The following is a 10444-nucleotide window of genomic DNA, read 5'->3' as shown; positions in this document are numbered from 1 at the left end:
CCGCCGTTGCCAACGGGCCGCCGAGCCCGGACCCTTCGACCAGTTCGAGTCCGCGCGCGATCACGTCATCGGCGTCGGCGCCGTCGACCGCCTTGACATACGCCGTGTTGACCATTCCCAGCCGCAGGTCGGGGGTCCGATACCACATCGGCATCGGCGCTGCTTCGATCAGGCCGGTCAGCGCGTCGAACGCGGCATGGACTTGGGCGGCTTCCTCGCGCAAGCGCGTGATCGCCCCTGCGCTTTCGGTAGTATCGAATATCCACAGCAGGACGCCGCCCGCCAACCCCAGTTCGCGGGCCGCGCGCTGTCCTTCGATCCGCAGCGAGCGCGCGCCGCCGATCGGGCGGACGAGCCGCGCAAAAGGGCGCCCGACGCGCTGCAGCGAGGCGATCTCCTCCACCAATGCCGCAAGATCATCAGCCGCCAGCCCGCTGTCGCCAGCCGCAAGGTCACTCACGAACCGCACTGGCGCGGCCAGCCCCAGCCAGTCGGCCAGGCGTTGCGGCATCTCGATCCGGCCATCGGCATGGACAACCGCTGCCAGCACTGGCGCGGACGCAATCAGCGCCCCCAGCCGCTCGGCGCTATTTCTGGCTGCCCGGTGGGCGCCGCGCAGCGCCAGTCCGGTGTACAGCGCCGAGACCGCGCCTGCGATCAGCGCGGCGAGCGTCGCACCGACGAGGAGTGCGGTGAGAGGAGCAAGCGTGATCATGGCGCCATTGGACGCGGCGGCAAGGCAGTCATGGCTTGCTGTAGAACAGCAGTTGCGCGGCTGGGAAGCGCCTCGCACCCGTTAATCGCAAAAGAGCCCCCGCCGCAGCGCGACAGGGGCTCTTGCAATCGTCGGCGGCCGAAGCCGACCAAGATCAGTAACGATAGTGATCGGGCTTGAACGGACCCTCGGTCGGCACGCCGATATAATCGGCCTGCTTCTGGCTGAGCTTGGTCAGCTTGACGCCGAGCTTTTCGAGGTGAAGCGCCGCGACCTTTTCGTCGAGGTGCTTGGGCAGCACATAGACCTCGTTCTGGTACTGATCGGCCTTGGTGAACAGCTCGATCTGCGCCAGCGTCTGGTTGGTGAAGCTCGCCGACATCACGAACGACGGGTGGCCGGTCGCGTTGCCCAGGTTCACCAGCCGGCCCTTCGACAGGATGATGATCTGCTTGCCGTCGGGGAACTCGACCAGGTCGACCTGCGGCTTCACTTCGGTCCACTTGTAGTTCGACAGTGCCGAAATCTGGATCTCGCTGTCGAAGTGGCCGATGTTGCAGACGATCGCCATGTTCTTCATCGCGCGCATGTGATCGGCGGTGATGACATCGGCGTTGCCGGTCGCAGTGACGAAAATGTCCGAACGCTCGACGGCTTCCTCCATCGTCACGACTTCAAAGCCTTCCATCGCCGCCTGCAACGCGCAGATCGGGTCGATTTCGGTGACGAGCACGCGCGCGCCGCCGTTGCGGAGCGACTGCGCCGAGCCCTTGCCGACGTCGCCGAAGCCGGCGACCGTCGCGACCTTGCCCGCGAGCATCACGTCGGTGCCGCGACGGATCGCGTCGACCAGCGATTCCTTGCAGCCATAAAGGTTGTCGAACTTCGACTTGGTGACGCTGTCGTTGACGTTGATCGCCGGGAACGGCAGCTCGCCCTTCTTGGCGATGGCGTAGAGGCGGTGAACGCCGGTGGTGGTCTCTTCCGACACGCCCTTGATGTTCTTGACGGTCTCGGTGAGGTAGCCGGGCTTGCGCGCGATGAATTCCTTCACGGCGCGCTGCATTTCGACTTCTTCCTCATTCTCGGGCTCGGCGAACGAATGGCCGGCTTCGAGCTTGGCGCCCCACAGCGCGAACATCGTCGCGTCGCCGCCGTCGTCGAGGATCATGTTGGCGGTCTGGCCGTTGCCATCATCCCAGTCGAAGATCGAGCCGACATAGTTCCAATAGTCAGCGAGGCTCTCGCCCTTGATCGCGAACACCGGCACGCCGGTGGCGGCGATCGCGGCGGCGGCATGGTCCTGCGTCGAGAAGATGTTGCACGTCGCCCAGCGGACCTGCGCGCCCAGCGCGGTCAGCGTTTCGATCAGCACCGCGGTCTGGATCGTCATGTGCAGCGAACCGGTGATGCGCGCACCGGTCAGCGGCTTCGACGCGCCGAACTCTTCGCGCAGCGCCATCAGGCCGGGCATTTCGGTTTCGGCGATGTTGATTTCCTTGCGGCCGAAATCGGCAAGGCTGATGTCGGCAACGACATAATCGTTCGGGCGATCGAGGACGGTGGCCACGCAAAATCTCCTGAGTCTGGGTCTTCATGGCAAGCACGAACGCCGCCAGCTTGAGCGCCCATAGCCGCGCCAAAGCGCCAAATCAAATATAAAGATGTCTTTATATGCGTAGTCGTTTCAGGCGTGGCCGGCCTGCACCGACAGCAAGCGCGGGTCGATCCCCGCCGCGGCCATGCCCGCGTTCCAGCGTTCGGCAGCGGGCACATCGAAGATCAGCGCCGGATCGGCTTCAACCGAAAGCCAGCCGTGCCGCGTCATTTCCTCGTCGAGCTGACCCTCGCCCCATCCAGCATAGCCCAGCGCGACCAGCCACTGGCGCGGCCCCCTGCCCGCTGCAATCGCACGCAACACGTCGAGCGTCCCCGACAATGCCCAGCGCCCGGCGACATCGATCGTATCCTGCCCCGCCCAGTCGCGCGAATGAACAACGAAGCCGCGTCCGGGCTCGACCGGTCCGCCGACGCTGACCGCGCGGTCGGGGCAGGCGCTCGAGTCGATCGCCAGCTGGCCGAGCAGATCGTGGAGGCCGAGTCCCCTGATCTCGCTGCCGATGCCGATGCCGAGCGCCCCTTCCGAATCATGCGCGCACATCGCGATCACCGCATGGTCGAAGCGCGGATCGCCGATACCCGGCATCGCAAGCAGGAATTGGCCGGTCAGGTAGCAGGGATCGTTCATAACTCGACCTTATAAAGTGGCAGCATGCCCGCGAAACCGCCGATCGTCTCGATTATCGTCCCCGCTTATGGGCTTGCCCATCTTGTCGGCCAGACCATCGAGTCGATTCTTGCGCAAACCTATCCGCATTGGGAAGCAATCATCGTCGATGACGGCGCGCCCGACGATGTCGAAAGCGCTGTGCAGCCCTATTTGTCGGACGTACGCTTCAAGCTGCTGAAGACCGACAATAGCGGGCTATCCACCGCGCGCAACCGCGCGATCGCGGTCGCCAGCGGCACGTTGATCGCGCTGCTCGACGGCGATGATCTGTACGAGCCGCGCTATCTGGAACTGATGACTCAGGCGATCCTTGCCGATCCCGGCCTGGGGTTCGTGACCTGCGACGCGACCTATTTCGGTGCGTCGCGGGTCGGGGAACGTTTTTCGGCGCATGTTCCGCAGGTCGATCCGATTTCGCTCGAACGGGTCCTGCGGCGCGACTTCAACGTCTTCATCGCCAGCCTGATCCGGCGCGAAGCGCTGGTCGAGGCGGGCGGGTTCGACACGGCGCTGCAATCGGCCGAAGATTTCGATCTTTGGATCAAGATCATCGAACGTGGCTGGCGCGCGGCCTATGTCAACGCGCCGCTATCGCGCTATCGGCGCCGCGCCGATTCGATGTCGGCCAATACCGCCAGGCTGCTGAGCGCGGTGATCAACGTCTATGCCAATGCGGAGATTCGACTCGCCGGACGCCCTGAAGCCGCCGTGGCGCGCGAAATGCGGACATCGGTCGAGCGTGAACTGGCCGTGATTGAAGGCGAAGCGCTTGTCTTGCGGGGCGAGGCGCGCGCAGGGCTCAAACGCTTGCGTGAAGGCGAGCCGTGGCGCCGCTCGCTCAAATGGTATGTTGCGATGCCGCTCTTGGCTGTCCCGGGCGTGGCTCGTCCCTTGCTTGCCGCGCGCGTACGCTTCAATCGCCAATTCTAGCGCTCCATGGCTATTGCTTAAGTGCCCGCTTTGCGCCGCGCGGCGGCTCGGCTAGAGCGCGCGCATCCACGGCAATTGGAGAATGGCCATGACGATCAAGGTTGGTGACAAGCTTCCCGAAGTGACGCTGATCAAGGCGACCGACGCAGGCCCCGACGCGGTCAGCAGCACCAGCTTCTTTGCCGGCCGCAAGGTCGCGCTGTTTTCGGTCCCCGGCGCGTTCACGCCGACCTGCTCGGCTAAGCACCTGCCCGGCTATATCGACAAGCTCGACGAGCTGAAGGCCAAGGGTGTCGACGAAGTCGCCTGCACGGCCGTCAACGACGCTTTCGTGCTCGGCGCGTGGAGCAAGACCAATGCCGCCGACGGCAAGGTCACGATGCTCGCCGACGGCAATGGCGATTTCGCCAAGGCAGTCGAGCTGACGATGGACGGATCGAAGTTCGGCCTCGGCCTGCGCGGTCAGCGCTATTCGATGCTGGTCGAGGACGGCGTCGTCACCCAGCTGAACGTCGAGGCACCGGGCGAGTTCAAGGTCAGCTCGGCCGAACATTTGCTCGAACAGCTCTGACTTCGGGAACACCGGCGGTCGCTTGGCGTTGACTGCATCTCTACCCCGAGGTGAAGGGACGCCAAGATGACCACCGATACCGATTACCCCAACGCGACTGATTTTTCGAAGAAGCCCGTCGGCAAGAACGGCGAGTCCGCCAATGATCTGGCGGACAATGTGTCGCAGGCGACGGGCATCGATCGGAACCTGATCAGTCGCGCGCAGGAAGCGATCGAGCAGGCTGTCGACACCACGGTCGCAGCCGTGAAGGAAAACCCCGTCGCCGCCGCTGCCATTGTCGGCGGCGTTGCGGCGGTTGCGGCCGGCGCTGCCTATGGCATCAGCAAGCTCGGCACTGCGGCTGGCGAAACCGCCCCCAAGTCGACCGGCGGCAAGTCGGGCAAGGGCAAGTAATCTGTACTACCGGCGCGGCGGTATGACGTCGCGCCGGTCCTTTTTCGGCGTGCCGCTTGTGTCGCGCTTGTCTTGCCAGCGTCGCATCGCTGGCTTAGCCCGCTGGCATGACCAACGCTTCCCAGATCGTCGCCGAACTCGACCGCCTCTACACGGCATCGGTCGAGCGGCTCCGTGCCGCGCTGTCGGCCTATCTTGCCGATGGCGCGCTCCCGCCGCCGGAGGCGCGGCATGACGGATCCTTCGCCTACCCCGAAATTCGCCTGAACTATAAGGGCGGACCCGATCGCCCCGCGCCGATGCGATCGTTCGGTCGGCTCGTGCAGCCGGGCCGATATGCGATCAGCGTCACCAAGCCCGCGACCTTTGCCGGTTATCTGACCGAGCAGCTGACGTTGCTGCTCGAGGATTACGACGTCGAGGTTGAAGCCGTCGCCGGGCGGCAGGAAATCCCCTTCCCCTATGTGCTCGATCCGGGCCATGCGGTGAGCCTCGACGAAGTATCGGCGCTCGAGCTGGCGCGGCATTTTCCTGCAACCGAGCTGGCCCATATCGGCGACGAAATCGCCGACGGGCAGTGGAAGGCGCCCGACGGGGTACGCCCGCTCGCGCTGTTCGACGGGCTGCGCACCGATTTCAGCCTCGCGCGCCTGCGCCATTACACCGGCACACCGCCCGAGCATGTCCAGCGCTTCGTCCTGTTCACCAACTATCATCGCTATGTCGATGAATTCGTGCGCTGGGCATGCGATCAGCTCGGCCCTGACTCACGCTATACGGCGGTGTCAGGCGCGGGCGGGATCGTGATCGAAGCGGGCGATGACCCCGACAAGCTGGTCACCGACAGCGCATGGCGAAGGCACCAGATGCCCGCCTACCACCTGATCGCGCCCGACCGAACCGGCATCACGCTCGTCAACATTGGCGTCGGGCCGTCGAATGCGAAGACGATCTGCGATCACTTGGCGGTTGTGCGGCCGGAAGCGTGGCTGATGATCGGTCATTGTGGCGGCCTGCGCCCCAGTCAGCGGATCGGCGATTACGTGCTCGCGCACGCCTATCTGCGCGACGACCATGTGCTTGATTCGGTGCTGCCGCCCGAAATCCCGATCCCGGCGATTGCCGAGGTGCAGCAGGCGATGGCGCGCGCGGCGGAGACGGTGTCGGGCCAGTCGGGCGACGAGCTCAAGCGCCGCTTGCGCACCGGCACAATCGTGACCACTGACGATCGCAACTGGGAATTGAGCTATTCCAAGTCGGCGCTGCGCTTTTCGCAATCGCGCGCGGTCGGCATCGACATGGAATCGGCGACGATTGCCGCGCAGGGTTATCGCTTCCGTGTTCCTTACGGCACGTTGCTGTGCGTGTCGGACAAGCCGCTCCACGGCGAACTGAAGCTTCCCGGTCAGGCCAACCGCTTCTACGAACGCGCGATTGCAGAGCATATGAAGATCGGCATCGAAGCCTGCGAAGAACTGCGCCGCGAAGGCGCCAAGCTGCACAGCCGCAAGCTGCGCGCATTCAACGAGCCGCCGTTCCGGTAGAGCCGCGTAGCGGGTCGAAAGGGCATCTTACACAAAGGCGCAAAGGCACGAAGAAGGGTCAGGCTTCTTTTCGTGGCTTCGCGTCTTTGTGTGAGAAAGAACTAAGCCTTCGGCGGGTCAGCGATCATTGCGGTGAAGCTCGCTTCAGCGGCCAGCACGCCATCCACTAGCGCGCGGCCGGCGAACTTGCACACGCTGGATCGCTTCTGGACGAATTCGACTTCAAGCTTGAGCAGACAGCCGGGCTCGACGGGCTTCCGGAATTTCGCGCCTTCGATCGCCATGAAATAGACGAGCTTGCCGCTCCCCGCGAGGCCCAGCGATTCGACCGCGAGCACGCCGGCGGCCTGCGCCAGCGCTTCGACGATCAGCACGCCCGGCATGATCGGCCGTCCCGGGAAATGCCCCTGAAAAAAGCCCTCGTTGATCGTCACTGCCTTGATCGCCGTGATCGACCGGTCGAGGTGAAGGGCCTCGACGCGGTCGACCAACAGCATCGGGTAGCGATGCGGCAGCGCCGCCATCACGCGCCCGATATCGAGCGTGATCGGCGCCGCTGCCATTTGGTCGCCGCTCACCGGATCAACGGCTCTGCGGCTGGGGCTTGGCGGGCGTGGTTGCGGGCTTGGCGGGGGCGGTGCCACCTGCAGCCGGCGCTTGCTGGTTCTGCTGCGGCGGCGTGATCGACACCGACGTCAGCGTCGCGTTCAGCTGCTGAAGCGCGGTTGCGGTGATGTCGTTGGCAGGATCGAAAGCGAGCAGCGAATTGCGCGGCACCACACTATCGCCCTTGCGCGCCTTGCGGATGCTTTCGGCGATCGGCAACAGCTTTTCGACGATCTGCGCCTGAACATATTGGCTGAGATACTGAATTTCCTGACGCGCATCGTCGAAGGCGCCCTTCGCCTGGTTCAGGTCATTCTGCGCCTTCTGCAAGGCATCGCGAGTCGCGTCGGGCACCGTGCCATCGGGCTTGGCGACCTTCTTTGCCGCTTCGACCTGCTCGTTCCAGGCCTTGACCGCGGCCTCAAGCTTGGTCTGCAGGTCACGCAGGCGCGCACCATATTTGGCTTCGAGCTGGGCGCTGCCGCTCTTGGCAGCGACGCTGTCCTTATAGAGTTGGTCGACGTCGACGACGAGCGTCGCCTGCGCAAAGGCAGCTTGCGGCAGCGCCAGCACGCCGACGGCAAAGGCGGCCGTGATCACGGCCTTGGTGAACTTGGTCTTCATCAGAATTGCGTCCCTACGTTGAAAGTAATGAGTTTGGTGTCTTCGCCGAACTGGCTGAGCAGTGCGTGCGCAAGGTCGATCCGCAGCGGGCCGAACGGTGAGTTCCAGTTCACACCGATACCGACCGAAAGGCGCGGGCTCGCCGAATTGCCGAGGAAACGTTCGAGGAAGGGTTCGATCGAACGTGTCGCAATCGGGTTGGGATCGGTCCCGACACACGCGCCGGTGGCATCGGGAATACCGGCTGGGCAGGTAGTCTCGAACGTGTTCTGCCCGTCGACAAAGGTGTAAAGCGGTGCGCCTCTCGCATCGAAAGCCGGACGGGTCAGCGGCAGCACGGTCGTTACGCCGTTGACGGTCTGCGTCGGAAAAACCGCCGTGGGCAGCGGCTGTTTCACGCCAAACAGCGCGCCGAAGTCGAGGTAGATCGATGGACGAAGGCCCAATTCGCGCGCGCCCGATCCAAGCGGCAGTTCGAGTTCGAGCCGTCCGAGATAATATGCCCGACCACCAAGCGCGTCGTCGACAATCTCGTTGCGCCCGTCGCGCAGCGTCTGGACGCCGGTCGTCGGGTCGGTCACGTAGAACAGGCGCTGCACGCGTGGGCCGACGCCGCGGATGTCGAAGCCGCGGAATTGCGGCTCGCCAAGGTAAAAGCGGTCGTTGATGCGGACCGCATCGATACCGGGGCCACGGCTGCCCTCAAGCGGCAGGATGTAGCCGCCTTCGAGCCCGACCGAGAAGATAAAGCCGCTGCCGACGTTCCAGAACTTCTTGCCCTCGAAACGCGTGCGAATGTAGCGCACATCACCACCGAGCCCGGCCAAATCGCCGCTCACCACCAGCCGTTGACCAGCGGTCGGACGAATTCGGCTGTTGAGGCTGTCATAAAGCAACGACACGCCGAGTGCCGAGGTCAGCCGGTTGCCGATCTGGTCGCAAAGATAACGCCCCGCCAGCAACGGATCGCACGCGCCGTTGGTAAAATAGGTCGCCGGGTCCAGACCCACCTCGTCATAGGTGAGCCCATAGCGCGCGGAGACCGACCAATATTCGGTCAGCGGCAGGCTCGCGCGAATCTGGAAGCCGGTCGAAACCTGCGTGTACGTCGTCTGGCGCGTGGTCCCGACGAAGTTGAACGCATTCAAATCGCGCCGGAAAAGATCGACGCCCAGACCGATGTTCTTGTCGAACAGATAGGGCTCGGTGAAGCCCAGTTCGACCTGTTTCGAATAGGTCGAATATTGCGCGCTTGCACGAAGTTCCTGGCCCAAGCCACGGAAGTTACGCTGCTTCACCGACGCCTGAACGATGAAGCGTTCAAGGCTTGAATAGCCGACCGACAGGTTGAGTTCGCCGGTCGCGCGCTCCTCGACGTCCGTGGTGAGCACGATGCGGTCGGGCGCCGATCCGGGCTTCTGCTTGATCTCGAGCTTGTCCTGAAAGAAGCCGAGCGAATTGATGCGGTCCTGCGATCGCTTGACGAGGAAGGTGTTGAAAGCATCGCCTTCCGACACGCGAATTTCGCGGCGGATCACCTTGTCCTTGGTCAGCGTATTGCCGTTGATGTCGATCCGCTCGACATAGGTACGCTGCGCTTGCGCGATGTGGAAATTGATCGACAGCAGCAGCTTGTCGGGATCGCGATCGAATTCGGGATTTACGTCGACGAAGGCATAGCCGAACAGGCCAGCGGTCTGGTTGATCGCGTCGACCGAATCCTCGACCTTCTTCGCATTGTACCAGTCGCCCTTCTTGGCAACCAGCGAGGCGGCAAGGCGCTTGTTGTCGAAATCGCGGATTTCGCTGTCGACCGTGATGTCGCCGAAGTGATAGCGCTTACCTTCTTCCACCACATAAGTGATGATGAAGTCTTTCTTGTCGGGCGTCAGTTCGGCGACGGCCGACGTCACCTTGAAGTCGGCATAGCCCTGCGTCAGGTAGAATTGGCGGAGCTTCTGCTGGTCATACGCCAGCCGATCCTGGTCATAGCTGGTGTTCGAGCTGAGCAGCGTCAGCAGGCTGGCCTGCTTGGTCGCCATCTGCGCGCGCACTTTCGCGTCTGAAAACACCTCGTTGCCGATGATGTTGATCTGGCGGACCTTGGATTTCGGGCCTTCGCTGATCTCAAAGATGATGTCGACGCGGTTCTGGTCGAGCGAGACCATCTTGGGCGCAACCGACGCGGCGAACCGCCCCTGGCGGCGATAAAGTTCGATGATGCGCGCCACATCCTGACGGACCGCCGTGCGGGTGAAAATCTGGCGGGGGGCGAGCTTGATCTCCTTGGTGATCTTGTCCGCCTTCAACCGCTTGTTCCCCTCAAGCAGCACGCGGTTGATGATCGGGTTTTCGCGCACGCGCACCACGATGTCGCCCGACACCGCACCGTCGATCGTCACATCGGCGAACAACTCGCTCGCCAGCAGGTCCTTGATCGCCTGGTCGAGCGTTTCGTTGCTGAAATTCGCACCGACCCGGAGCTTGGTGTACGACAGCACGGTCTCGGGCTCGATCCGCTGCGATCCCTCGACGCGCAGCGTGCGGATCACTCGTGCAGCAGGTGCAGCGGCGGGCGTGGCCTGTGCGGCAGGATCAGCCGCAGGCGGCGTCGGTGCCGCCGTCTGGGCAGCAGCCGCGATCGGCAATCCGGCGAGAATCGTGCTCGCCATCAGCCACGCAGCCGGGCGGGCGGCGGTGTTCGTCACAGAGGTTGCTCTCACTACTGCTCCCCAAAGGAAATATCGTCAGCCCCGTCCGGCTGCCAC

General features: G+C 63.7%; 9 protein-coding genes and 1 pseudogene. 4 read left to right on the top strand and 6 right to left on the bottom strand.

The genetic code is table 11. From position 1 onward, the window contains the following. From AX672_RS04345 to AX672_RS04335, 3 genes and pseudogenes are all read right to left on the bottom strand, one after another. Positions 1–715: pseudogene (locus AX672_RS04345) on the bottom strand (histidine kinase); the annotation flags it as partial. Positions 716–869: 154 nt separating this feature from the next. Beyond that, positions 870–2285: an adenosylhomocysteinase gene (gene ahcY / locus AX672_RS04340; RefSeq protein ID WP_066648773.1), complete on the bottom strand. Its 1416-nt coding sequence runs from the start codon at positions 2283–2285 to the stop codon at positions 870–872. A 117-nt stretch (positions 2286–2402) separates the two neighbouring features. Continuing rightward, on the bottom strand, positions 2403–2963 hold the full coding sequence (locus AX672_RS04335) for a YqgE/AlgH family protein (RefSeq protein WP_066648770.1): 561 nt from the start codon (positions 2961–2963) through the stop codon (positions 2403–2405). A 24-nt stretch (positions 2964–2987) separates the two neighbouring features. On the opposite strand from AX672_RS04335, the gene AX672_RS04330 reads away from it, so the two are divergent. The 4 genes from AX672_RS04330 (at position 2988) to AX672_RS04315 (ending at position 6446) form a co-directional block, all read left to right on the top strand. Continuing rightward, positions 2988–3935 carry a glycosyltransferase family A protein gene (locus AX672_RS04330; protein ID WP_066648767.1) on the top strand — a complete coding sequence of 316 codons (948 nt, stop codon included), beginning with the start codon at positions 2988–2990 and terminating at the stop codon, positions 3933–3935. A gap of 88 nt (positions 3936–4023) precedes the next feature. After that, positions 4024–4506, top strand: coding sequence for a peroxiredoxin (locus AX672_RS04325; RefSeq protein ID WP_066648810.1), 483 nt, complete (start codon positions 4024–4026; stop codon positions 4504–4506). 66 nt (positions 4507–4572) lie between these two features. Then, positions 4573–4902: a hypothetical protein gene (locus AX672_RS04320; protein WP_066648762.1), complete on the top strand. Its 330-nt coding sequence runs from the start codon at positions 4573–4575 to the stop codon at positions 4900–4902. Between the two features lie 107 nt (positions 4903–5009). Beyond that, positions 5010–6446: an AMP nucleosidase gene (locus AX672_RS04315; protein WP_066648761.1), complete on the top strand. Its 1437-nt coding sequence runs from the start codon at positions 5010–5012 to the stop codon at positions 6444–6446. A gap of 101 nt (positions 6447–6547) precedes the next feature. Here the strand turns inward: AX672_RS04315 and fabZ are convergent, their stop codons facing one another. The 3 genes from fabZ to bamA are packed head-to-tail and all read right to left on the bottom strand — an operon-like array spanning position 6548 to position 10348. Then, positions 6548–7009 carry a 3-hydroxyacyl-ACP dehydratase FabZ gene (fabZ, locus tag AX672_RS04310; RefSeq protein WP_066648758.1) on the bottom strand — a complete coding sequence of 154 codons (462 nt, stop codon included), beginning with the start codon at positions 7007–7009 and terminating at the stop codon, positions 6548–6550. Between the two features lie 19 nt (positions 7010–7028). Continuing rightward, positions 7029–7676, bottom strand: a complete 648-nt coding sequence (locus AX672_RS04305) for an OmpH family outer membrane protein (protein WP_066648756.1) — start codon at positions 7674–7676, stop codon at positions 7029–7031. Beyond that, complete coding sequence (gene bamA, locus AX672_RS04300) at positions 7676–10348, bottom strand: outer membrane protein assembly factor BamA (protein ID WP_082730372.1); 2673 nt, start codon at positions 10346–10348, stop codon at positions 7676–7678. Before bamA ends, AX672_RS04305 begins: the two co-directional genes overlap by 1 nt. Positions 10349–10444 lie beyond the last annotated feature (96 nt).

Source organism: Sphingomonas sp. CCH10-B3, assembly GCF_001556185.1.
GTDB lineage: Bacteria > Pseudomonadota > Alphaproteobacteria > Sphingomonadales > Sphingomonadaceae > Sphingomonas > Sphingomonas aquatica.
The sequence above is the reverse complement of the archived record's forward strand: the minus strand, read 5'-3'. Positions and strand labels throughout refer to the sequence as shown.